23 protein-coding genes and 2 pseudogenes are annotated in these 22372 nt (G+C 61.1%); 11 read left to right on the top strand and 14 right to left on the bottom strand.

Annotated features, from left to right (window positions below; genetic code table 11):
* Positions 1–26 precede the first annotated feature (26 nt).
* On the bottom strand, positions 27–746 hold the full coding sequence (locus RHSP_RS30340) for an ArsR/SmtB family transcription factor (protein WP_004128122.1): 720 nt from the start codon (positions 744–746) through the stop codon (positions 27–29).
* Between the two features lie 124 nt (positions 747–870).
* Here RHSP_RS30340 and RHSP_RS30335 point away from each other — a divergent pair, with 124 nt between their 5' ends.
* Together RHSP_RS30335 and RHSP_RS30330 are read left to right on the top strand one after the other, a co-directional pair.
* Positions 871–1299, top strand: a complete 429-nt coding sequence (locus tag RHSP_RS30335; RefSeq protein WP_004128111.1) for a nuclear transport factor 2 family protein — start codon at positions 871–873, stop codon at positions 1297–1299.
* A 5-nt stretch (positions 1300–1304) separates the two neighbouring features.
* Complete coding sequence (locus RHSP_RS30330) at positions 1305–2651, top strand: MFS transporter (protein WP_004128107.1); 1347 nt, start codon at positions 1305–1307, stop codon at positions 2649–2651.
* Between the two features lie 433 nt (positions 2652–3084).
* Here the strand turns inward: RHSP_RS30330 and RHSP_RS30325 are convergent, their stop codons facing one another.
* From RHSP_RS30325 to RHSP_RS30310, 4 genes are all read right to left on the bottom strand, one after another.
* Positions 3085–3501, bottom strand: a complete 417-nt coding sequence (locus tag RHSP_RS30325; RefSeq protein WP_157385466.1) for a TfoX/Sxy family protein — start codon at positions 3499–3501, stop codon at positions 3085–3087.
* On the bottom strand, positions 3498–3866 hold the full coding sequence (locus RHSP_RS30320) for a nuclear transport factor 2 family protein (RefSeq protein WP_004128099.1): 369 nt from the start codon (positions 3864–3866) through the stop codon (positions 3498–3500). Before RHSP_RS30320 ends, RHSP_RS30325 begins: the two co-directional genes overlap by 4 nt.
* A gap of 1 nt (position 3867) precedes the next feature.
* Positions 3868–4443 carry a TetR/AcrR family transcriptional regulator gene (locus tag RHSP_RS30315; protein ID WP_004128097.1) on the bottom strand — a complete coding sequence of 192 codons (576 nt, stop codon included), beginning with the start codon at positions 4441–4443 and terminating at the stop codon, positions 3868–3870.
* A 410-nt stretch (positions 4444–4853) separates the two neighbouring features.
* A complete protein-coding gene (locus RHSP_RS30310; RefSeq protein ID WP_004128094.1) occupies positions 4854–5741 on the bottom strand; it encodes an SDR family oxidoreductase in 888 nt (295 codons plus the stop codon).
* A gap of 93 nt (positions 5742–5834) precedes the next feature.
* Here RHSP_RS30310 and RHSP_RS30305 point away from each other — a divergent pair, with 93 nt between their 5' ends.
* The 3 genes and pseudogenes from RHSP_RS30305 (at position 5835) to RHSP_RS30295 (ending at position 8137) form a co-directional block, all read left to right on the top strand.
* Complete coding sequence (locus RHSP_RS30305; protein ID WP_051074170.1) at positions 5835–6719, top strand: helix-turn-helix transcriptional regulator; 885 nt, start codon at positions 5835–5837, stop codon at positions 6717–6719.
* Between the two features lie 105 nt (positions 6720–6824).
* A pseudogene (locus tag RHSP_RS30300) lies at positions 6825–6974 on the top strand (SAM-dependent methyltransferase); the annotation flags it as partial.
* Positions 6975–7216: 242 nt separating this feature from the next.
* Complete coding sequence (locus RHSP_RS30295; protein WP_004128089.1) at positions 7217–8137, top strand: SDR family oxidoreductase; 921 nt, start codon at positions 7217–7219, stop codon at positions 8135–8137.
* 122 nt (positions 8138–8259) lie between these two features.
* On the opposite strand, the pseudogene RHSP_RS35785 reads toward RHSP_RS30295, so the two are convergent.
* Positions 8260–8522 (bottom strand): annotated as a pseudogene (locus RHSP_RS35785) (N-acyl homoserine lactonase family protein); the annotation flags it as partial.
* Between the two features lie 41 nt (positions 8523–8563).
* Complete coding sequence (locus tag RHSP_RS30290; protein WP_004128086.1) at positions 8564–9040, bottom strand: MarR family winged helix-turn-helix transcriptional regulator; 477 nt, start codon at positions 9038–9040, stop codon at positions 8564–8566.
* 97 nt (positions 9041–9137) lie between these two features.
* On the opposite strand from RHSP_RS30290, the gene RHSP_RS30285 reads away from it, so the two are divergent.
* Entirely contained in the window at positions 9138–9506 is a 369-nt protein-coding gene (locus RHSP_RS30285) for an antibiotic biosynthesis monooxygenase family protein (RefSeq protein WP_004128083.1), read from the top strand.
* A gap of 323 nt (positions 9507–9829) precedes the next feature.
* Here the strand turns inward: RHSP_RS30285 and RHSP_RS30280 are convergent, their stop codons facing one another.
* The 3 genes from RHSP_RS30280 to RHSP_RS30270 form a co-directional block, all read right to left on the bottom strand.
* On the bottom strand, positions 9830–10711 hold the full coding sequence (locus tag RHSP_RS30280; RefSeq protein WP_004128080.1) for an NAD(P)/FAD-dependent oxidoreductase: 882 nt from the start codon (positions 10709–10711) through the stop codon (positions 9830–9832).
* Positions 10708–11157, bottom strand: a complete 450-nt coding sequence (locus RHSP_RS30275) for an RrF2 family transcriptional regulator (protein WP_037155386.1) — start codon at positions 11155–11157, stop codon at positions 10708–10710. The genes RHSP_RS30280 and RHSP_RS30275 overlap by 4 nt, the downstream gene beginning before the upstream one ends.
* Positions 11158–11222: 65 nt before the next feature.
* Positions 11223–11807, bottom strand: a complete 585-nt coding sequence (locus RHSP_RS30270; protein ID WP_004128074.1) for an isochorismatase family protein — start codon at positions 11805–11807, stop codon at positions 11223–11225.
* A gap of 281 nt (positions 11808–12088) precedes the next feature.
* On the opposite strand from RHSP_RS30270, the gene RHSP_RS30265 reads away from it, so the two are divergent.
* The 3 genes from RHSP_RS30265 to RHSP_RS30255 all read left to right on the top strand — a co-directional run bounded on the left by RHSP_RS30265 (position 12089) and on the right by RHSP_RS30255 (position 14881).
* A complete protein-coding gene (locus tag RHSP_RS30265) occupies positions 12089–12934 on the top strand; it encodes an alpha/beta fold hydrolase (RefSeq protein WP_004128072.1) in 846 nt (281 codons plus the stop codon).
* Between the two features lie 97 nt (positions 12935–13031).
* Entirely contained in the window at positions 13032–14156 is a 1125-nt protein-coding gene (locus tag RHSP_RS30260) for an alkene reductase (protein ID WP_004128068.1), read from the top strand.
* Positions 14153–14881, top strand: a complete 729-nt coding sequence (locus RHSP_RS30255) for an SDR family NAD(P)-dependent oxidoreductase (RefSeq protein ID WP_004128064.1) — start codon at positions 14153–14155, stop codon at positions 14879–14881. The genes RHSP_RS30260 and RHSP_RS30255 overlap by 4 nt, the downstream gene beginning before the upstream one ends.
* A gap of 38 nt (positions 14882–14919) precedes the next feature.
* Here RHSP_RS30255 and RHSP_RS30250 read toward each other — a convergent pair whose 3' ends face one another.
* Positions 14920–15213 (bottom strand): hypothetical protein, encoded by a 294-nt coding sequence (locus tag RHSP_RS30250; RefSeq protein WP_037155383.1) that lies wholly within the window; start codon positions 15211–15213, stop codon positions 14920–14922.
* Positions 15214–15366: 153 nt separating this feature from the next.
* On the opposite strand from RHSP_RS30250, the gene RHSP_RS30245 reads away from it, so the two are divergent.
* Positions 15367–16422 (top strand): LacI family DNA-binding transcriptional regulator, encoded by a 1056-nt coding sequence (locus tag RHSP_RS30245; RefSeq protein WP_004128057.1) that lies wholly within the window; start codon positions 15367–15369, stop codon positions 16420–16422.
* Positions 16423–16479: 57 nt separating this feature from the next.
* On the opposite strand, the gene RHSP_RS30240 is transcribed toward RHSP_RS30245, so the two are convergent.
* A complete protein-coding gene (locus RHSP_RS30240) occupies positions 16480–18645 on the bottom strand; it encodes a mechanosensitive ion channel family protein (RefSeq protein ID WP_037155380.1) in 2166 nt (721 codons plus the stop codon).
* A gap of 176 nt (positions 18646–18821) precedes the next feature.
* Between RHSP_RS30240 and RHSP_RS30235 the strand changes: the two genes are divergently transcribed.
* The gene (locus RHSP_RS30235) at positions 18822–19775 is read left to right on the top strand and encodes a DUF1444 domain-containing protein (protein ID WP_037155377.1); all 954 of its coding nucleotides are present in this window, start codon (positions 18822–18824) and stop codon (positions 19773–19775) included.
* A 130-nt stretch (positions 19776–19905) separates the two neighbouring features.
* On the opposite strand, the gene pncB is transcribed toward RHSP_RS30235, so the two are convergent.
* Positions 19906–21210 carry a nicotinate phosphoribosyltransferase gene (pncB, locus tag RHSP_RS30230; protein WP_037155374.1) on the bottom strand — a complete coding sequence of 435 codons (1305 nt, stop codon included), beginning with the start codon at positions 21208–21210 and terminating at the stop codon, positions 19906–19908.
* Between the two features lie 202 nt (positions 21211–21412).
* Positions 21413–22372 (bottom strand): 2-hydroxyacid dehydrogenase, encoded by a 960-nt coding sequence (locus RHSP_RS30225; protein ID WP_004128041.1) that lies wholly within the window; start codon positions 22370–22372, stop codon positions 21413–21415.

The raw sequence follows: 22372 nt of genomic DNA, 5'->3' as shown, positions 1-22372 counted from the left end.
CAACGCTGCGCAATCAGAACCGTGGGCTATCCTGCGTCGGACCTCTGGTCGATGCTCCGCCTGTCGAGGCCCAGATACCTCTTGAGCGCCCGCCAGCCTTTTGGCGTCACTTCAATGGCGCGCGTGGAAGGCGGGCGCTGAAACCATCCGAGCGTGCAAGCCTGCGCCATGAACTGAGTTCCGAGCGGGCCGGCAAGGTGGTGTTCGCGCGCTGTCCAGTCGAGGCACTTGCGAGCGATGCCATGGCGGCCCGGAGTGATCCGGGCAATATCCAATCCCAAGTGAGCGAACCATTCCGCACCGTCCGGCGTGACGGCGAAGGCTTTTCCGTCCCCATGTTCGAGGTAGCCGCGGCCAAGCATCGCCTTGGTCATTTCAACGCCTAGGCGCCCCGCAAGGTGGTCGTAGCAGCAGCGCGCGAAGTGAAGATGCTCGACCTCCCGATTGGGCGCTTTGCGACGCACGGGCTCGCCGGGGCCGAACAAGGCCAGATGCTTGAGTAGGGAAACGACATCCGGGCCAGCGAGCCGGTAATAGCGGTGACGGCCCTCTTTTTCGACGCACAGCAAACCGCCCTCCAGAAGCTTGGTCAGATGCGAACTCGCGGTCTGTGGCGATACCCCTGCGGTATATGCCAGTTCTCCGGCCGGGCGGGCGCGGCCGTCCACCAGCATCATCAGCATGGCCGCGCGCGCGGGATCGGAAATCAGCGCGGCGGTGCTCGTGATGGCAGGTTGTGGGTTCATGGCGTGCGCTCCTGTCGCGAACGCATCGTAGCACAGGCGTCAGACGCATGTTTCGATGAAGATCGAAGCATCTGATGCCTGCCTGAAATTATGCTCGGCTCCATTATCACCGAAGGAGCCGATCATGACAGAGGAAAGCGAAGATGCCATCCGGCACATTTACGAGCAATGGCATGAAACCGTTGTTCGCCGCGACATCGAAGGACTGATGGCGCTCTATGCCGATGACGCCATTCTGGAAAGCCCGCTGGTTTGGGCCGTTCAACCGGACCTTGGCTCCGGCATTCTCCGGGGCAAAATGGCCATCGGTGACTTTTTCGCGGCTGGCTTTCGCAGCCCGTCGAACGGCCTCGGCCGCTGGTACAGGACCGGGATCTTCTTTGCTAACGGACGCCAACTGATATGGGAGTATCCACGCGCGACCCCGGATGGCGACCAGATCGATCTGATCGAAGTCATGGACGTATCGGGCGGAGTCATCACGCATCATCGCGTCTATTGGGGCTGGGTCGGCTTTAGAACCCTGTCCAGTTTGCCGGCAGGAGCGAAGTAGCTCCGATGGATGTGGCAGAACCAGAACGCCGGCGCATCCTCGCCGCCACCAGCGTTAGCTACGTTGTCGTCATCCTCGACACGTCGATTGTGAACGTGGCGCTTGAACGCTTGTCCGCGGCATTTTCAGCGCCCATCGAGGGCCTGCAATGGGTGGTGAATGGGTACACCGTCAGCTTCGCGGCACTGCTGCTGACCGGCGGTCGGCTCGGAGATCGCTATGGTGCGCGTAACGCCTATCTGGCGGGCCTTGGCCTGTTCACGCTGGCGTCGCTGCTCTGCGCGTGTGCGACCGGCTTGTTCTCTCTCGTGGCGGCGCGGGTTCTGCAAGGGATCGGAGCCGCCTTGCTGGTGCCAGGCTCGCTTAAGCTCATCGACCATGCCAGCCCAAACGCCGAGAAACGCGCACGTGCGATCGGGCTTTGGGCCGGGTGCGGTGCTATTGCGATGGCGGCTGGACCTGTGGTCGGAGGCATCCTGATCGATAGCCTTGGTTGGCGCAGCATCTTTTTCGTCAACGTCCCGATTGGTGCAGCCGGCATGGCGATGACCTGGCGTATCGCTCACGATGGACCTCGTGTAAAAGCACAGCCTCTCGATATTCTGGGCCAGGTCGCGGCAATTATCGGTCTTGTTGGCTTGATCGGTGTGCTGATTGAGGCGCCCGCGTTCGGCTGGACCTCACCGGCCATCCTGATCGGCGCGACCGTGACGTTGTTCGCCTGCACCCTGTTTGTCGCCATTGAGCGTCGGGGAGATCATCCGATGCTGCCCGTGCGGCTGTTTCGCAGCGCAGTCTTTACCGGCTCGGTCTACGTCTCCTGCGCTTCAGCCTTCGTGTTCTATGGCCTCCTGTTTGTCCTGAGCCTCACATTCCAGCAGGTCCGGGGATGGACAGCGTTTGAGACCGGGTTGGCGCTGCTTCCCATGACAACGATGGTCGCGGCTGGCAGCATGTTGTCCGCCGCTATCGTGAAGGCGATCGGCTCCCGCCGTTCTCTCAGCGCGGCTTTCCTCGTCTATCCAGGTGGCGCATTCGGGCTGATCCTGGCTGGAACGACGACGAGCTACGCGTACGCGCTGCCCGCCCTTCTGGCGATCGGTTTCGCGTCCGGTTTCATTTCGCCGGCCGCTACCGCGCCCGCCTTGGGCACTGTTGAAAAAGAGCGGGTTGGTATCGCCGCGGGCGTCTTGAACGCCGCCCGTCAGGCGGGGGCCGCGGCTGGCGTGGCAATATTAGGGTCGCAAGTCACGGAGACGATCACTCAAACGTCGGGGACTAACCCTGCGCTCTGGCTGCTCGCGGTGGTCTCCGTGGTGACTGCGTGCATCTGGTGGCGAATGAGTGGCTAATCGCTTCAAACGGCGAGCCGGCATCCTGATCGGCAACCGCCGCATAGAACACAAGGCGCACTGGTCGCCTCGCCGGCCGTCAGAGCTATGGAGCGCGTCAGGTGGCTATAGCGCAAACGTAGTGATCATCGCAATCGGTCGTGGCCCGCCATTTCTCCAAACAAAACTGGGTATTCCCAGGGTATCCGATTTTACACGAATGCCGGAGATCGCCGTCAAGCTTCGGAGCAGGTCGCTCTTGGACTGAACCGTCCCAGGTTTGCCGGAGGCTCAAGGGTTTTTAAGTGCAGTTCGCAGCACCAGGCTCGCTTCGCGGATAGTAACCTGCAACGTCAGAAGGTCGGCCGAGTTGACCGGAAAGACATTGATGGCGACTGGGACATCATCCGGAGCCGTGGCAACCGGCTCCGGAACGTCAACGCAAGTTACGACATCAGCCGGAACGCCTGGGTGGTGGAATTGGACCTGCTTCATAGGCCGGCTTTCTCGTTTCAGTCGCTCTTGAGCTTTTGTGGATGGCGCCTAAAGCAGCCTGGTAAGCGTCGGCCACCCAATCCCGAAGCTGTTCGTTATCGTCAAAAATATCGTCAGGGGCCGCGTAGTAGCTGGTTACAGTTACTGTCTTTCCCTTGCCGGGATAGGTGAACGGAGTCATTCCCAACGCTTCGAACCTAGTCCGGCTCGCGTCATCGACCCGAAGATAGAATGCTCCCTTCATGACGAATCCAAACTGAATGCCATCCGCGACCAGGGCCGTACCGCCGAAGAAGCGCCTGACACTGATCGCGCCCAAGCCTTCAATGCGTGTGGCGAGATCCAGAGCCAAATCGGAAGTTCCCATCTTGCTCATGCTGTGGCGGTGCTACTTGCTGGATGGAAGAAACCGCTGATCGCGAGCAGCCTTCCATTGTCGCTGATCGCGCCAAAGCTGGTTCCCATCTGGAGAACGGACCCGTCAGCACCGGTCAGGAACCATTGGGCGAGAGAACGGTCGTGGTGATGAAGTACGGAACTGATATGAAACCGTCCGCCAGGCACGCTCGCCTGGAACTGCGCCATATAGCTTGATATGGCGTCGTGACCGACCAGCAAACCGTTCCGATCGCAATAGGTGGCTTCGTCAGCGAGACAAACAGAAAGCTCATTGCCTCGCCCGGCAGTGTCGGAGATCGACCAGATTGCGGAATAGCGATTCCAAAGGTCGTCAGGGGTCATGTCAGGCCTCCAGGCTGTTGAACTCGTTTTGTATGAGAGCCGCGAGTGCCTGCTTGTCGTGACCGGCTCGGATCAGGACGAGGATGCCCTGATAAAGAGCCAGCAGCCTCAGAGCCGCGGATTCGGAGCTCATATCGGCGCGAAGCCTTCCCCGCTGTTGTGCTGACGAAAGCCGCTCCGTGAACGTCTCCGTCAGCACACGAAGTCCCTCAACGGTGCAGCGATGCGGAGGCGCTTCGCCGCCGAGTTCGACGGCCGAATTGGTGATGAGGCAGCCGAGGCTTTCATCATCCGGCTCGTGAAGCAGCGAGACGAAGAGCGCCAAAAGCCCGCTCATCCCCGCCTCGGCGGGGGCAAAACGCTCAATTCGCCCGCGCAGGACGACACGATTGTAGTGAGCGAAGGCAGCGTCGAAGAGTCCTGCCTTGTCGCCGAAGCTGTGGTAGATGCTGCCAACCTTGAGTCCGGTCGCATCTTCCAGATCGCGAACGGACGCGGCCTGATAGCCCTTGCGGCGAAAGGCATGCATCGCGCCGCTCAATACAGCATCCTCATCGTAAGATCGGGTTCGGCCCATAGGCGCTCCTTTTTGAACGATCATTCTAGAGTAATCGCTCAAAAACGCATGTCAAGCTATTCTCTGCTGCCGGGTTGAGGTCGGCACCCAGTTATTTATCCAATTCCATGCATTTTGAGCGGACGCGCTTATGGCAAAGGAGAGCCGTGACGCACCTTAGGTGGCTATGACATAGGCATAGTGGCCACCTTCACTGTTCTCGGCCCGCCATTTATGCCCTGCCCCGATCACGGCTCTCTTCGAATTCCAATAGCTGGTGGCTGCCCGTCCTTCATTTGCGGGGGAATACCTGCGCTCGACCTGAAACTGTCAAAGACCCGGCCGACGAAGCCGGCCAGGCCTGGAACTAGGCGCGTCAACAAACTCCAATCCGACGGCGGATCAGATCTTCAAGGTCGGCATCACGCCCCTTAAACCCGAAGCTCTGCGAGATCGTCGAGCAGCTTCGGGCCGGTCGGTTCCCAGCCAAGCTTCTGGCGCGTCTTGGCGCTGGAGGCCGGCATGTCGCGCGTGGCGAACATGGAGAGCCAACCGAAATATTCCTGAGCCTCATCCTTGCCGACCGATTTTACCGGCAGGTTCAGGCGGCGGCCGATGACTTCGGCGATATCGCGCATCGGCACGCCTTCCTCGGCAACAGCGTGATATCTGGCATTCGGCTCGGCCCGTTCGACAACGAGGCGATAGAGGCGCGCGACATCGGAAAAATGTGCGGCCGGCCAGCGATTGAGCCCATCCTCGATATAGGCGCAGACGCCCTTTTGCCTGAATATCTCGATCAAGGGAGTGATAAGCCCCTGGCTGACCGGATCATGCACCTGCGGCAGCCGCACGACCGAGACGTTGACGCCGATCTCGCTGGCCAGGATCGCCGCCTCCTCGGAGGCCGCGCGCGGATGCGTGTCGGAGCCGGCGATCGGATTGTCTTCCCTGGCAGGCTCGCCCGGAACCGTGTTGGCGATCGGCGTTCCTGACGTGATGACCAGCGGGCGGGCCGAGCCGGCGAGAGCCGAGGCGAGCGTTGCGATGACGCGGCGGTCATCCTCGCAATTTTCAACGAATCTCGAGAAGTCGTGGTTGAAGGCAAGATGGATGACGCCGTCGGATTGAGAAGCGCCGCTTTTCAGGATTCCGATATCCTCAATCGTGCCATGCAGGACCTCAGCGCCAGCGGCGGCGAGCGCTGCCTCCTTTTCCTTCGAGCGAGAAAGGCCGAGCACCTGATGGCCGGCCGCGATCAATTCCCTCACGACGTTCGAGCCGATGTTTCCGGTCGCGCCGGTGACAAAAATACGCATAGGCATAGTCTCCTTATTTCGTCGGAGACAAATCTGTGCCCATCGGTTATTCTGGTAAAGTAGTGACCTTATCCTAGTAAAAGAACTAACAGGATGACCGATCTTATCGAAACGGAAAACCTGCTCGGGACCTATTTGCGAGACCGGCGCGCCAAGCTCGACCCATCGGCTCTGGGCTTTGGCTCTGAACGGCGCCGAACGCCGGGGCTGCGGCGCGAGGAAGTGGCGCAGCGCGCCAATATCAGCCCGACATGGTACACATGGCTGGAACAGGGGCGCGGCGGCGCGCCGTCTGCCGACGTGCTCGACCGGATCGCCCGCGCGCTGATGCTGACGGAAGTGGAGCGCGAGCATCTGTTCCTGCTCGGCCTCGGGCGCCCGCCCGAAGCTCGTTATCGCAGGAATGACGGCGTGACACCGCGGCTGCAGCGCGTGCTCGATGCCCTGGAGCCATGCCCCGCCCTCATCAGGACCGCCACCTGGGACGTCATCGCCTGGAACCGGGCGGCCCCCGTGATGCTGATAGATTACGGGTCGCTGCCGCCGGAAGAGCGCAATATCCTGCGCTACATCTTCCTCGATCCGCGCGCCCGTGCCGTGCAATATGACTGGGAAAGCGTGGCTCGTTTCGCGCTGGGTGCCTTCCGTGTCGACGCGGCCCGCGCAGGCGCGGCAACCGAGATCGAGCCTTTCGTGGCGGAACTTTGCCGCATCAGTCCGGAATTCAGGGCCATGTGGCGCGACAACGACGTTCCCGGCACGCATACCGAAGCCATCAAGCACATACGCCATCCGGTTCTCGGCCCGCTCGCCTTCGAATATTCGGCCTTTTCGGTCGACGGCCGCACGGATCTCAGCATGGTGGTCTACAATCCGGCAACGCAAGACGATGCGGAGCGGATCAAATCGCTGCTGCCTGCCTCATCCTCGGACAGCGTCGCTTCCGACGGACCTCTTCACGAGCGATCGACGCGGTGACGAAATAAAGTGTCGGCAAGCGTTAATTGGGGGAGAGCAAGCTTCATGAGCACAGCGAGCGACGCCCGCTTCCGGGACCGAGCTTCCCGCAAATATGCCCGGGGCGCGATCGGCAGGGCACCCTATGCCGGTGCCTTTCGGGTATCGGAGCTGCGCCGGCAAATATCTGCCACAGGCTTCGACATCCTTGCGACGGAAAATCACGCAACGAAGGGCAACGACAATCGCCCCTATGTCGTGGCCCGCAAGAAATAGGCGAACGGGCCGGCATCGCATCTTTCGATTGACGCCGGCGATGAGTCCGACCTACATTCCGCTCGTCGAAAATGGCTGGCTTGGTCTCGGTAGGCCCAAGCCCTTCTCCTTCAAGGAGAAGCTCTGTTCCACGCTTTGCGTGAGATTCCCCGACAGTCCCAGCGCCTTGCGCGCGTTCTGGGTCTGCCCGGCAGCCATCCGACGATGCTCCTTCGGCAGACCGTATTCGAAGGAGTCGATTCATGTTCGTCATCGATAAATCCCAGCCTATCCTTGTTTATCTCGCCAGTGGCGTACAGGGCGGCTCTGTCGTTCGCGCTGCGCTTCGACGCGGCTTCAAGGTCAAGGCACTTGTCCGCGACCGAAGACGTGTTCCGGAACTGGCGACGCTCGGCATCGAGCTTGCGGAAGGGGATCTTCGCGATCCGGCATCGCTTCGCGCCGCCAGCAGCGGCATTGCCCATGCTGTGCTGCAAATCCCGATCGGGCCGCAAGAGGATATGCGCATTCAGGCCGAGAATGCCGTATCGGCATCCCTCGCCTGCGGTCTGAAATCCCTCGTCCTGAAACTCGCCAGCGCCAGCCGCCCGGCACCCTGCGAGGAGCCAAGTTTGGTTGCCAACGCGATGATCGAAAACGTGATCCGCCGGTCAGGCCTGCCTTTCGCCATTATCCGGCCCACGATGTATCTCGACAACCTTCTGAAGCCTTCAGCGCGAATGGAGATCGTCAATCACGGGGTTTTCGCGCCACCGATTGCCGAATCCCAGCGCATCGCATGGACCTCGACCGGAGACTGCGCCCGCGCCGCCATTGCGCTGCTCGAGCGCGGCATCGACGCCGGCGATCACCGTATCGCAGGGCCGGAAAGCGTGAGCGGCGATGAGCTTGCAGCGCGGATCGGCGCGGGACTCGGGCGCCATGTCGCCTATCGCGCCCAGCCGCTCGACGAATTCGAGAGGGACGTCGATGCCGTGATGGAGCCTGGAACAGGGAAGCGGGTTGCGTCCAAATTCCGCTTCTTCACATCCAATCCGGATGAGGCTGATGCGATATTGGCGCGGCCGTTCGGGCCGCAACCGGGCCTCGAAGATTTCCAGCCGACCGGCATCGAGGAATGGGTCCGCGCGCATCGGACAGCATTTTTCGAAGGTGGCGTCTGACGAGCCGAGGCCGATAGCGATATGCAGCGAGCCATGCGGGATTGGGGTCTAGTCTTGATCCCGCATGACTCAAATCCTCGGGCTCGCAAAGGCTCTTGCCGTTGGTCCGGCAAATGCGCGCTTCAATCGTAGTAGGCTGGAGCTTGCCTGAATTGTGGCCATGCTTCGGGATCATGCCCCGTAACCACCAAGGCCCCAACCTGCTCCGCAAACACCCGCAGCTTTTGGACAGAGCGTACCGTTTCCACGGCAGAAGTGAGGAAACCGGGAGAGCCTTTTCATTCCAGTGATCCAGCGTGTAGGCGGCATCCGCCGCCAATAGAATTGCGCCCGATTTCGGCAGGCGGATCAGAAATGATTGGTGACCGACGCTGTGACCCGGCGTACCGGACGAGAAATAGAAAAGAGCGAAGGCGCCCGCTATGGTCAGCTTTCTTCAGCAATGTCTGTGTTTCTTTCCAGTTTGCCACGCAGAGCCAGCATAACCTCGCGCATGGTTTCGATATCCTGGATCCGAAGCCCTTCCGATAGTTCGTTGACCCATGGCGCCTGCAGCCGCATGGCCGCGTCGAAGGTTTGCTTTCCCTTATCCGTCAACACGATCAGCTGCGCCCGCCGGTGATGTGGATTGCTCTCGAAAGCAACAAGGCCTTCTTTTTCCAAATCGTTGACGATGCGCTGGATGTTCTGGCGGTTGGCGCCCATGTCGCGCGCCAGCCATGCGACCGGTTGCGGTCTGCCGGCCGCAATGATCGCACCCAGAATTTGCCAACGCGCACTCGTCAAACCGAGCGGGGCCACCAGCTTGTCGCCGGATGCGAGCACCCGGCTATGCAGTTTGAACAGTTCAAGAATCATGCCGGTCAAGGCGCTCCCGAGCGGGGTTTGTTCAGTGTAATTCATTTGTCACCATGCAATTTAATTGACATTATGATGTCAATTTATTAACTATACACCATTCCAACATGACATCATACCACCATATTGAATGGAGTGCACCATGTCTCATATGCGTCCGCTGGACCCAAACTTCCCGATAGAGCAGCAGATCGGCCTCGATGCTGCTCCGGTCGTTCTCGTGAATATCTTTACCCTCGACAAGGCAGACGAGGAGATCTTCCTCAACGCATGGCGCGACGACGCCGCGTTCATGAAGCAGCAGCCGGGCTTCATCTCGACGCAGCTTCACCGAGCGATTGGCGAAAGCCCGACCTATTTCAACTATGCCGTATGGGAGACAATGGCGGATTTCCGCGCCGCATTTACACATCCGGAATTCAGGGCAAAAATTTCACATTATCCGTCCTCGGCCGTTGCTTCCCCGCACCTGTTCCAGAAGGTCGCAGTTCCCGGCATCTGCGTGGCATAGCGCACATCGGCAAGATCCCAGGCCTTTGGTTCGACCTCGCTCGCCGTGGCTCGGCCGGAGCAAGAGCGGGGCAAGGACAACAAGGATCGGAGCGACAGCGTGCGTTGCGGCCATTTTGGTTCTCACCACCGCCCGGTTCTTGCCGATCAACACACCATTATCGGTAAAGCTGGTTTCTCTAAATGAGATTCCGCCCAGACCTGGTCCATGGCTGCTGACTCACGCTATGCGGATCACACTCGCCTCGATGCTTGGGATCCTCGCAATCAGCGGGTAAAAGCATCCGACCGAGTTCGGATCATCCCATGCACTTCGGCAAACCGTCAAAACACCAGCGACCGATGCAGTTGTGCGCCCGCCCAGGCACCATCGCCCACCGCCAACGACACCGAATGCGGAACACGGGCGGCATCGCCGCAGGCAAAGGCGCCGGGAACGGTGCTTTCCTTCGTGGCATCCGTCTGGATCTGCGTTCCGAAAGGCGTGGCCTCGATGCTGCAGCCGAGATGTTCGGCAATCTGGCTCGCCGGCGCAACCTGCGAGGCGGTAAAGAGCCCGGCGAACGGCAGCAGGCGATCATCGGCCAGGCGCACGTCCGCCTTGCCTTCCAACCTCGCGACCGGGGTTTCCTCGATCGTCACGCCACGAGCGGCGAGATCGGCGCGCTGCGCCTCATCCGGGACGAATGCACCGTTCAGAAACAGCGTCACCTCGCCCCATTCCGGCAGCAGTTGCGCCTGATGCAGCGACATCGGACCCGTGGCGATGCAGCCGATACGGCCCTGATCGAGCTCGTAGCCGTGGCAATAGGGGCAGTGGAACACGTTTCTGCCCCAACGTTCGCCAAGACCCTCGATGGCAGGCAGCGTATCGGATACGCCGGTCGCAAAGAGAAGCCGGCGGCCATGATGGCGAGCGCTGTCGGCAGTCGTCACGACAAAGGCATCCTTCTCGCCCTCGGCTCGCTCGGCATTGCCCTCGACCCAGGTCAATGTCGGATAGGCCAGAAGCTGCCCACGCGCCTTGCCGGCAATCTCCGCGGGATCGACGCCATCCTGGCCGAGAAAGCCGTGGGACTCTTCAGCAAAGCGATTGCGGCGCTTGCCGGCATCGATGACCAGCACCTTTCGGCGAGCACGGATTAGCTGGAGGGCGGCTGCCATTCCGGCGTAGCTGCCCCCGATGACGATGACGTCGTAGCTCATGATATGGTCCTTCTTTCGCGCCACTCCGCATGGCGCCGCGCGAAGTCGACGGCGAGATCGGCAAGCGTGACGGTTTCAAAACGCTTGAGCAGCAGCGCCTCGGCCTCGGCAAAGGCGTCGTCGAGCACGGAATTGACCGCTTGTTCGACGAGGCATTCGGGCGTTTCGTTGCGATTGCCGATGGCAAAGACCGCAGGTTCGCCGAGTGCCTCGTGCAACTGGCGCAGGGTTACCGCGCCGAGATCGGCGGCAATCGTCCAGCCGCCCGTATGTCCCTTGGCGGAGCTGACGATGCCGACCTCACGCAGAAGCCCCATGGTGCGGCGCACGACGACCGGATTGGTGTTCATGCACTGCGCCAGGGTTTCGGATGTGACGGGACCATCCTGCTCGGCCATGTGGAGAAGAGCGTGAAGAACGGAAGAAAGGCGGCTGTCTCTTTTCATGTAACTTCAATTATTACGATTCGCAACGGCAATCAAGAGGCGTCCGGAAGAGAGAAGCCGCCGAGCTAGATGCGCGCCTTGAAACGAACATCGTGCGCCGAGGCGCAGATGCGCACCTCATCGCCAAGCGACCATTCCGCGGCTCTGGCTGCCATTGCCGCCGGAACGCTCTCCGAGCCCGGCCCGGCAGGGACGTCATAGGCGGCGTGCGCATCATGCGGCAGCAGCACGCCATAGCGGCACTTCAGCGCTGCTCGCGCCGTCGCGGCGACGCACATGTCCGAAAGCACGCCGCAGATGGCGAGATCGCGCACGCCCGAGCCCTTAAGAACGTCGTCGAGGTCGGTGCCTTCGAACCCATCATCCTCTGCTTTCCTGATTACCCTCTCACCGGGGCGAGGCGGAAAGTGCAGCTCCCATCCGGTCTGAAACGGCGCATCCACGGCGCCAGGCGGGCCATCGTTCTGCAGGAATATCACCGGTGCGCCGGCGCTGCGGGCCTCAGCCAGCAGAATGGAGATCATCGATAGCGGCGTGCCATGACCGGACACGGCTTGCGGCCCTTGCACGAAGGCGCTCTGGACATCGACGACGAGCAGCGCATCCACCAGGGAGTGATGATCTTTCGTATCGTGCTGCTCTTTTTCCATCGATCAATCGCTCCGGTGTCCGAGGAAAACTCCACAGTATGTAGATGTACGTCAGACGACGTTCAAAGGTAGCCTTGGATCCATTGCGGCTTGCCGACAGCTGGGGGACGCGCAGGCTTTCGGTCTGCGCCCGTTCGCTGGAAGATCTACCGCAATCGGCCCGCGATCTTTTCGAGCAACTGGCAGCGACTAAACTGCGACCTACATTGGAAAAGCCATGGCGGATCGAATAGGTTCGCGCGCATTGCGGCCTGGAGGAGGCAGCCTGTTGGGAGGTCAATATGGAATTTCGGGACGACGATCTCGTTCGCTTCGAGGCGGAGGGGGCTGCACCCCTGCCGGATACGAAGACGCAAGGTCATGTCGATCATGACACCGCCCGCATCTGGTATGCATCCTACGGCAGCGGCACTCCGGTGATCCTCCTTCACGGCGGCCTCGGCAACAGTGGCAACTGGGGCCATCAAGTGCAGGCACTGGTCGAAGCCGGCCATCGCGTCATCGTCGTCGACAGCCGCGGTCACGGCCGCAGCACGCGCGACAGGCGGCCTTACACCTATGAGCTCATGGCCTCCGACGTTTTGGACGTCATGGACAGTCTGAAGATCGGGAAAGCAGCCATTGCCGGATGGAGCGATGGCGCCTGCGTCGGCATGATCCTCGGGCGTACCCACCCGGAGCGGATTTCCGGGGTGTTCTTCTTCGCCTGCAACATGGACCCCAGCGGCACGAAGGAATTCGTGGCGACACCGATCATCGAACGCTGCTTTTCCCGGCACGTGAAGGATTATGCGGCCCTTTCGGCCACGCCAGATGACTTCGACGCCTTCGTGGAAGCGGTTGGCCTGATGCAGCGAACGGAACCGAATTACACCATCGCCGATCTCGCCGACATCCATGTGCCGGTCGCGATCGTGCACAGCGAACATGACGAGTTCATCAAGCGCGAGCACGCCGATTATCTCGCGCAGCATATTCCCGGCGCGGAAATGATCCTTCTGCCCGGCGTCAGCCACTTCGCGCCCCTGCAACGGCCGGCACAATTCAATGCCGCTCTACTCGCGTTCCTCGCTCGGATTGCGAGCTTGACACGAGATTCAGTTGCGCACGTCCGATTGTTGGAATAAATGATGATCGTCATTTATTCCAACTCCCGAGACCGAATCGCCACTGACAGGCCCTTCCGCCCCGGGGAGCAATTTTGGCTCCAGGCAGGAGAATTTCATGACAGTCAATTTATTTTCGCCGCTTGCTATCGGCCCCTATGAGCTGGCTCATCGCGTCATCATGGCGCCGCTGACGCGCATGCGGGCAAGCCAGCCGGGCAATGTCCCCTCGGCGCTGAATGCCGAATATTACGGGCAACGCGCGACCAAAGGCGGGCTCATCATTTCCGAGGGATCGCCGGTTTCTCTCGTCGGGCAAGGCATGCCGGCAACACCAGGCATCCACACGCCCGAGCAGATTGCCGGCTGGCAGACGGTGACGGAAGCGGTTCATGGCAAGGGCGGCAAGATCTTCCTGCAACTCTGGCATGTCGGCCGCATTTCCCATTCCTCGCATCAGCCCGATGGTGCAGCCCCCATCGCTCCTTCCGCAATCGCCGCCAAGGGACAGGCTGTTACAGCTTCCTTCGAACGCGCACCTTTCGAGACGCCGCAGGCGATCGATATCGATCTGATACCGCTGCTCATCGACATCTACGCGCAGGCAGCCGCCAACGCCAAGCAAGCCGGCTTCGACGGCATCGAGATCCACGGCGCGAACGGCTACCTGATCGAGCAGTTCCTGCAAGCACGGACGAACCAGCGCACCGACCAATATGGCGGCTCGATCGAGAACCGCACACGGCTGCTGCTCGAAGTGATCGAGGCCGTTTCCAAGGTCTGGGGTTCGGATCGCGTCGGCATTCGCCTCTCGCCCTTCGGCATCGCCAATGACAGCGGCGAGGACGATCCCCTGCGCCTCTACGGCCATGTCATTCGCGAACTGAACCGGCTGCATCTCGCCTATCTGCACCTGATCGAGCCGCGCGCCAGCGGTGCGGGCCAGGCCGAGGTCGACCACAAGAATGTGCCCTCGGCTGCCGAACTGTTCAGGCCGGCATGGTCGGGCAAGCTGATCGTGGCCGGCAACTTCCGGCCCGACACCGCCGAAGCAGCGCTTGCCGCCGGCCATGCCGATGCGATCGCCTTCGGCCGGCTGTTCATCGCCAATCCCGATCTGCCGGAGCGCATCCGGCGCGGCGCTCCGCTCAACCCCTATCATCGCCCGACCTTCTACGGCGGCGGCGCCGAGGGGTACACCGATTATCCGTCACTTGATGACACCATGGAGGCAGCAGAATGAGCATACCAAGCGCCGTCATCGTCGGAGTGGGAGCGGAACAAGGGCTAGGGGCTGCGCTCTGCCGGCTTCTCGCGACCAAGGGCTATCATGTCTTCATCGCCGGACGGACGCTGGCGAAGATCGACAAGGTCGCCGCGAGCATCAAGGCATCCGGCGGCAGCGCCGAGGCGATCGAAACGGACGCAACGGACGAAGCCGCCGTCGTTCGGCTGTTCGAACATGCCTTCATCGCTCGGGATGACATCGCCGCGCCCGATTTCGTCGTCTTCAATGCCGGCATCAACCGTCCGGTCGGCTTTCGCGATCTGACTTCAGCCCAGTTCGAGGAGTTCTGGCGCATCTGCTGCTTCGGCGGTTTCCTGGTCGGCCGCGAGGCGGCGCGTCATCTGGCACCGCTCGGCCGCGGTACTGTCATCTTCACCGGCGCCTCCGCCAGCCTGCGCGGCAAGGCGGGCTATGCGCAATTCGCCGCCGCCAAGGCCGGGCTGCGTATGATCAGCCAGAGCATGGCGCGGGAATTCGGGCCGCTCGGCCTGCATGTCGCCCACACCGTCATCGACGGCGGCATCGATGGCGAGCGGTTGCGCCTGTGGCGTCCCGATATGGATACGGACGGCCTGCTCAATATCGACGCCATTGCCGAAAGCTATTGGCACATCCATCGCCAGCATCCTTCCGCCTGGACGCAGGAACTCGATCTGCGGCCCTACAAGGAAAATTTCTAAGACCGGCGCAGGGCATTGGAGCGCATCATGGGGTTGCTCTAGCAATTCCGCGACAGGACCTTGGCGATAGCAAGGAACTTAGGATCTTCAAGCCCGGCGCGGCTCCGCATGTCGGCTTCGTTCTCCGTGTCGGGCATCTTGCTCGGAATCGTGAAAGACCAGGCCGACGGGCGATTTCGACGGCGGCAGAAAAGTCCCGCCAATCGGGCGAGAATGCCTTGCCTGCCAGCGCCACCCTTGTCTTCAGGTGTTGGCGGATCGACGGCGTTCGGGTTGGCAGGATCGCCCCAGCGATCATAGTAGAGATCCTTGAAGAGATGGTTGGTCAGCATCGGCTCGCTCTCAGTTTTGAATCGATTCAATTCCAATTTGCATTGCTTTCTTGAATCGGTTCAATCCTACGCTTCAAGAACCTGCCGTCAAGTGGAATTGAACCGATACAACTTCATTGCTAGGATGCCCCGGAAACACATGGAGAATTTCAATTGGCCAAGGGCACGATCAGGCTCGCGGATGTCGCCAAGGCGGCGGGCGTATCGCAGGGAACCGCCTCCAATGTTTTCAGCCGGCCCGATGTGGTGCGCGAGGAGGTGCGCGAACACGTTCTCGAAACGGCCAAGCGGCTCGGCTATGCCGGCCCCAGCCTGACGGGGCGCTTGCTGCGGGCCGGAAAGGTCAATGCCATCGGCGTCGCGGCCGTGGAGCCGCTCGCTTATTTCTTCGATGATCCCTGGGCCCGGGCGCTTCTGGCCGCCGTTTCCCAGGTCTGCGATGCCAGCGGCACAGGCCTTGCGCTGGTCTCGGCCAAGGACCGGCAGAAGCTGGATTGGAACATCAAGAGTGCGCTGGTGGATGGCTTCATCCTGCTCTGTGTCGAAGGCGGCGAAAAGCTGGTTCAGCTGACGCGCGAGCGGCAGTTGCCCTTCGTGGCCCTGGCCTTGAACGACGACGATCCGTCGATCGCGTCTATCAGCGTCGACAATCTGGGAGGCGCTGCCATCGCAGCCCGGCATCTGGCGGAGCTGGGCCACAGGCGTTTTGGCGTGCTTGCGACCGAACTCTCGGACGACCATGTCGGGCCGGTCGGCATTGCCGAGATCGAGCGGGCGATCTATTCCACCTCGCGCGATCGTGCGCTCGGTTACTGGCAAGCGCTGGAAGCGTTCGGGATTCGGCGCGAGGACGTACCGATCTATGAGACGATCAACGACAAGCCGAGCGTCGAAGCCGGGCTCGAATTGCTATTTTCCGTACCCGAGCCACCGACGGCAATCCTCGCCATGTCCGACAACATCGCCTTGCTGGCGATCAACTGGCTAAGGGCACGCGGCCTTTCGGTTCCGCAAGACGTCTCCGTTATCGGGTTCGATGGGGTGCCGGAAGGCGGCATGGTGGAGCCAGGCCTGACGACGATGGCGCAACCTTTTGCCGAGATCGCGCGACGTGCGGTCAAAGCAGTTCTCGAGGATGCCGTGCCAACGGAGCGCGAGATGATCGAGGTCACTCTGGTGGTGCGCGGTAGCACCGCTCCACCGAGATGAAGGACGCCATCGGCTCCGCCGCTCGTCAGCAAAGATGAGCGGGTCTCGAACGAGCATCTAGCCGGCCTGCTGTTCGCCTTCCACGTCGGCCGCACGCATCTGGACAAGCTGCCGGGCCGCAGCGGCGGCGGCATCCTTATCGCTTGCCACCTGCACGGTCGGGACCGCGAACTGGATACCGTTCTCGTCGAAGGCCTGCTTGATCAGAGCCAGCGCGCTGCGGCGGATGACGGAGAGTTCGTTGGGCTTGGCGGTGATCGCCAGCCTGATCTCGATGGCGAAATCGCCGAACTGTTCGACGCCCTTCATCTTCAGCGTCTGGATGATGTTGGGCTTCAGGTCTTCATCTTCGAGCAGACGCTGGCCGATGTCCTTGATGATCTTCTTCAGCTTCACCAGATCGGTATCGTAAGTGACCTTGACGATGATCTTGTCGATGGCCCAATCGCGGTTCATGTTGTTGACCGCGCCAAGCGAGCCGAAGGGGATGGTCGCCAGCGGACCACGCTGGTGGCGCAGCTTCACCGAGCGCAGGCTGAAGGATTCCACCACGCCCTTGTAGCGGCCGCTTTCGATATATTCGCCGATGCGGAAGGCGTCGTCCCAAAGGTAGAATACGCCGCTGATCACGTCCTTGACGATCGTCTGGGCGCCGAAACCGACGGCAACGCCGACGACGCCGGCGCCGGCGATCAGTGGCCCAATCTGAACGCCGAGACCGGACAGCACCATCATGATGGCGATGATGCCGATGACGACGGCGAGAATGTTGCGGAAGATCGGCAGCAGCGTCTGCAGGCGGGCGCGGCTCGCCCTCATCTCTTCGGAATCGCCGACGGCGGGGAGCGATTGCATCACCTTGCCGTCTATGTAGGTTTTTGCCAGCTGCCAGACGAGATCGGCGACAAGCAGGATGACGATGCCGCCGAGAATGCCGCGCGCAATTTTGCCGATTACCGATTCACTGCCGCTCATCATCGCATGCGCCTCGACGCCAAGCATCTTTCCGAGCCAGAGTGCCGCGAAAGTAATGATCAGCGCCCTCAAGCCGCGGTCGAGAAGCACGGCCGCCAGCTTGCCGGCGCCGAAGATGCCATCGGCCGCGTCATGCAGCGCCTCGATCGCCTGCGTCGCGACCGAGAGAATACGCGGCAGCAATATCGCATAGATGCCAAGCCACAGAAGGCCGTCGAAACCCGCCACCCACAGGCACCAGAGCGCCACGAAGAAAATCGTCAACAGCCAGGAAACCGTCCTCGCACCGCGATTTTCCGGCGCAACAGGTCTCGACCAGACGGCAGTCGCGGCAATCAGAAAGAGGCCGATACCGAGCGTATAGCCAATGAGATCGAGCGCTCCGGCGGAAAAGCCGAGCGAGGTGACGGCCTGCATGATTGCCCAACCGCAGGCAAAATAGATGGCAAACAGAGTGCAGCGCCGATACCAGTATCTTGCCACGCGCCGCCGCTCTGCAATGCGCGCCGTGCCGCCATCTTCGTCCAGAATATCGTTCGCCCGCCGCATGGCGATCAGCTCCATCACCAGTTTGCCGATGGAGATCGCCAGCCGGATGGAGACCAGCGCAATGACACAGGCAATGGCGAAGCTTTCGATGGCCGGCGGCCAGTCGAAGGCGAGGAGCGGAATGAGGGTCACCAGGCCATGGATGATGGCAGGCACGACGCCGCCTAAAAACTGGGAGCGCGCCGCCTGCAGCTCGGTCTCGGTGTCGGCAGCCCTTTCTTCGCGCCGCATACGCTTGGAATTGATGACGCGGGCAACGACAAATTCCGCCACCTGTCCCAGGAAAAAGAGAATGATGATCTGGATGATGATCCGCAGGAGACCGACCGCCTTGCCTTCACCCTCAAGCCTTTCGGATGCTGTCATGACCTGATCGGGCAGCGTCATCGCCGCTGCGGACACGATTTCGAAGTGGCGCCGTGTATGGCCAAGCAGGCCTGACAGCACGGACATCTGGTCGCCGCCGGCCGGGGCCGGATTGGTTGATGCCGCGGGCTGATTGCCCAACTGAGATGCCAGCCATTGCCGCACATCCGGCTCGTTCATCAGCTGAATGAGTTCGCGAACCTTGTCGGGCGTCGGTGCGGCGGGTTGCGCGGCAGCGGTGCTCTGGGCGAAGGCCGAGAGGGGCGCGGTCAATGCGAAAAGACAGAAAAGCAGCGCCCCGATCGACCGCCTGGCACTCCCGACATTCTTCATGCGCCGCCCTTCCCTCAGCCGGACCGACCGGTCCGCTTTTGGGCAGACTATACGCCTTTTTCCCGCGGGCAAGCAGACACTTGCCGCTTCGCCTTTCCCTGCTTACCTCGGCATTGCCGACAGGCAGCTGCCGCGCTAGGTTCTGCAGTAGTACCGTTCGATGCTTGGGGACGCGCGTGTTCAATTTCCTGAAGAAGCTCTTCGGTAAAGGCAAGCAAGCTGAGCAGAGGCTCCCGACGCCCGAGCCACCGGTCGCTCCCCCCATCAAGACGCTTGATCTGAACATTCCGGACGAAGCCCTGCAGGATGAAGCGCGCTTTGCCACCTATCTGCAGGAACGGCTGCCGTTTTTCGGCGACCTCGTCAAAATCGATTATGATGCCAGGGCCGGCAGCCTGACGCTGCACAGCCGCAACGGCGATGCGATGACGAAGTTCCTCCGCAACGCGCTGCTGGCATTGCGCGAGAAGCATGGTCCGGCGCGTGCGCAGGCGTTGCTCAACTATCTCAACATGACGGAAGCCATGAATGGCGGCGAAGAACTCGCCAAGGTCCTGCCGGTCCTGAAAGCGCGCGATTTCGTCGACGTGGCGCGGCAACAGATGATCCACGCCGTCAAGGACGAACCCGATCCGCCGCAATTCGTCTATCTCGACGAAGCCGAGGGCCTTATCAAGCTCTTCGTGGTCAATGGCGAGACCAGCGTCAGCTATATCATGTCCACAGCACTCGAAGACTGGGGCATGGATGCAAAGGAGCTGGCGGAACTGGCGCAGGGCAACCTGCAGACGTTTCTCACCAAGACCGGTCTGCACATCGCCAAACGCAGCCGGTTCCAATATGTCGAAGTGGACGGCCAGTTCGAATCCAGCGTCGCCTTCCTGCCGAATTTCTGGGCACAGGTGCAGGAGCAATCCGGCGGTGCCGCACCCATCGCGGCGTTCCTGTCCCGCGACAAGGTCTTCTTCACCCATGAAAACGATATTGAGGGCCTGCAGCTTCTGGAGCTGATCAGCGCCGATCTGAGCGACGTGCCCTACGTTATTTCGCCGGATCAATATCGCTGGGAAAATGGCAAGTGGACGCTGTTCAAGCGGGTGGCGAGGTTGGAAACCATCAGCCGCCACTAGAGCCTTTCCGCTTTTCTTCGAATCGCGAAAACGCTCTATCTTCTTGTTTCTTTACGCATTCCGGACGGAAAACCGCTACGCACTTTTCCTGGAATTGCTCTAAGGCATCTTGCGCAGTCGCTTGAAGGCGCTACACCAGAACTTCCTGATCGACGCGATCTTCCGCACCAAAGAACTTCAGATAGCGTTCGACTTCCGCCGGTTCCCCAGTCGCCTTCTGCGGATTGTCGGAAAGCTTCACAGCCGGACGGCCGTTGGCCTCGATGACCTTGCAGACGATGGAGATGGGGTTGAGACCCTTGAGTTCGGTCGGCGCACAGCCGGCGAAATCATTGGTCAGGTTGGTGCCCCAGCCGAAGCTCATGCGCACGCGGCCGTCGAAATGCTTATAGGTGTCGATGATCGCATCGACATCGAGGCCGTCGGAGAAGATCAGCAGCTTCTGGCGCGGATCGCGGCCCATCTTCTTCCACCAGTCGATGATCTTCTCGCCGCCCTCGATGGGCGGGGCGCTGTCGGGGCGGAAGCCGGTCCAGTCGGCGACCCATTCCGGCGCATGGCGCAGAAAGGAGGCCGTGCCGAAGGCGTCGGGCAGCACCACGAGCAGATTGCCGCCATAGAGACGATTCCAATCGCGCAACACCTTGTAGGGCGCCTTGTCCAGCTCTTCGTCGTTTCGGGCTAGTGCTGCTGCGACCATCGGCAACTCATGCGCATTGGTGCCGACGGCTTCGAGATCGGAGTCCATGGCAAGCAGGACGTTGCTCGTGCCGGTGAAGGCATGGGGCACGCCTTCCTTCAGCGCCTCGACGCACCAGCGCTGCCAGAGGAAGCTGTGGCGCCGCCGCGTGCCGAAATCGGAAATGCGCAGGCCGGGCAGCTCTCTCAGCCTCTCCACCTTTTCCCACATCTTCGCCTTGGCGCGCGCATAAAGCACATCGAGCGTGAAGGGGCCGAGCGCCTTCAGCGCCGTGCGTGAGCGCAGCTCGTTGATGATGGCAAGCGCGGGAATCTCCCACATCGTCGTTTCCTTCCACGAGCCGTGGAAGTCGAGGATATACTGGCCGTCGCGCTTCGAAAGCTCGTATTCCGGCAGCTGGAAATTCGACAGCCATGCCAGGAATTCCGGTTCGAAGATCTGGGCGCGGCCGTAGAAGCTGTTACCCGCAAGCCAGATCATCTCCTTCTTGGAGAGCCGGAGCGTGCGGGCATGATCGAGCTGCTCGCGCAATTCCTTTTCGTCGATCACTTCGGCAAGGCGGACGCTCTTGGTGCGATTGATGAGCGAGAAGGTGGCGTTAACGTCGGGATAGAGCTTCCAGATCATCTGGAGCATCAGAAGCTTATAGAAATCCGTATCGATCAGACTGCGGACGATCGGATCGAGCTTCCAGGTGTGGTTATAGACGCGGGTGGCGATATCCGTCTTGGTCATGTCGTTCCTGCCCCGTCTCCTGCCCTGCCGACGTCTCATTTCTCGCCAGCGGGCATGCCGGCACACATATGTAGCGCTCTGTTATCAAAAAATGTTGAGCGAAAGTCCAGTCGCTGAAAGAAAATTGATACCAGGGTAAATCGGCCCGAGATCGCTGGCAACAGCCTAGGCAAAGAGCCCCGATCCCTGCGTCCATACAGACTTAGTAACCCCGGCTGCGATCTACCAGATGCTGTAGCGGTTCGCCGCGTTCGAAGCGGGCGATCTGTTCCTCGACATGGCGCATCAGCGCCTTTTCTTCGGATACGGCGGAATCATGCGGCGTGATGATCACATTGTCGAGGTCCCAGAGCGGATCGTCTGCCGGCAAGGGTTCGACCGCGAAGACATCCAGCGAAGCACCGCCGAGAATGCCTGTCTCGATCGCCGCGGCGATGTCGGCCTGCACCTGGCTCTTGCCGCGACCGGCATTGATGAAGACCGGTTTGCCGAGAGCTCCGTTGCCGCGGAGCCTGGAAAAGAGCGAGGTGTTGTAAATTCCCGCCGTTTCCGGCGTCAGCGGCAAGAGGCCGACGAGGATATCCGTGCGCGCCAGAAACGCGTCGAGCTCGCCGGCGTCGAAGGTTTCCAAGCCGCCGATCTCTTTCCTGCTGCGGGACCAGCCGATAACGTTGAAGCCCATGACCTTCAATTTAGCGGCGGCATCGCAGCCAAGAACGCCGAGGCCCATGACGCCGATGGTAACATCCGCCGCCTCGGGGCCATGTTGCGGCGCCCAGACGTGTTGGCGCTGATTGCGCATATGCCCCCGCACGTCGCGCAGGTGCATCAGGCATTGCATGACGATCCATTCGCTCATGCGCGTGGTCAGGCTGCGATCGACGAAACGGACCATCGGAATGTCGGGCAGGCCAGCAATCGACATCATGGAATCGACGCCGGCGCCGCCCGAAAAAATCACCTTCAAGTTCGGCGCGCGCTCGAAAAGATCGGCATCCGGCTTCCACAGCAGCGCATAGTCGACATGCCTCAGATCCAGGCCCTTGCTGGCGGGATCGGCGAGATTGATGCTGCCGCGATCGGCAAAAGCCGTCTCGAGCGCCTTGGCAACGGTCGCGGGATCGAATTTGAGGTCGACGAGAATGGGTTTTTTGGCCGGCAT

It is taken from the genome of Rhizobium freirei PRF 81 (genome assembly GCF_000359745.1).
Taxonomy (GTDB): domain Bacteria; phylum Pseudomonadota; class Alphaproteobacteria; order Rhizobiales; family Rhizobiaceae; genus Rhizobium; species Rhizobium freirei.
The sequence above is the reverse complement of the archived record's forward strand: the minus strand, read 5'-3'. Positions and strand labels throughout refer to the sequence as shown.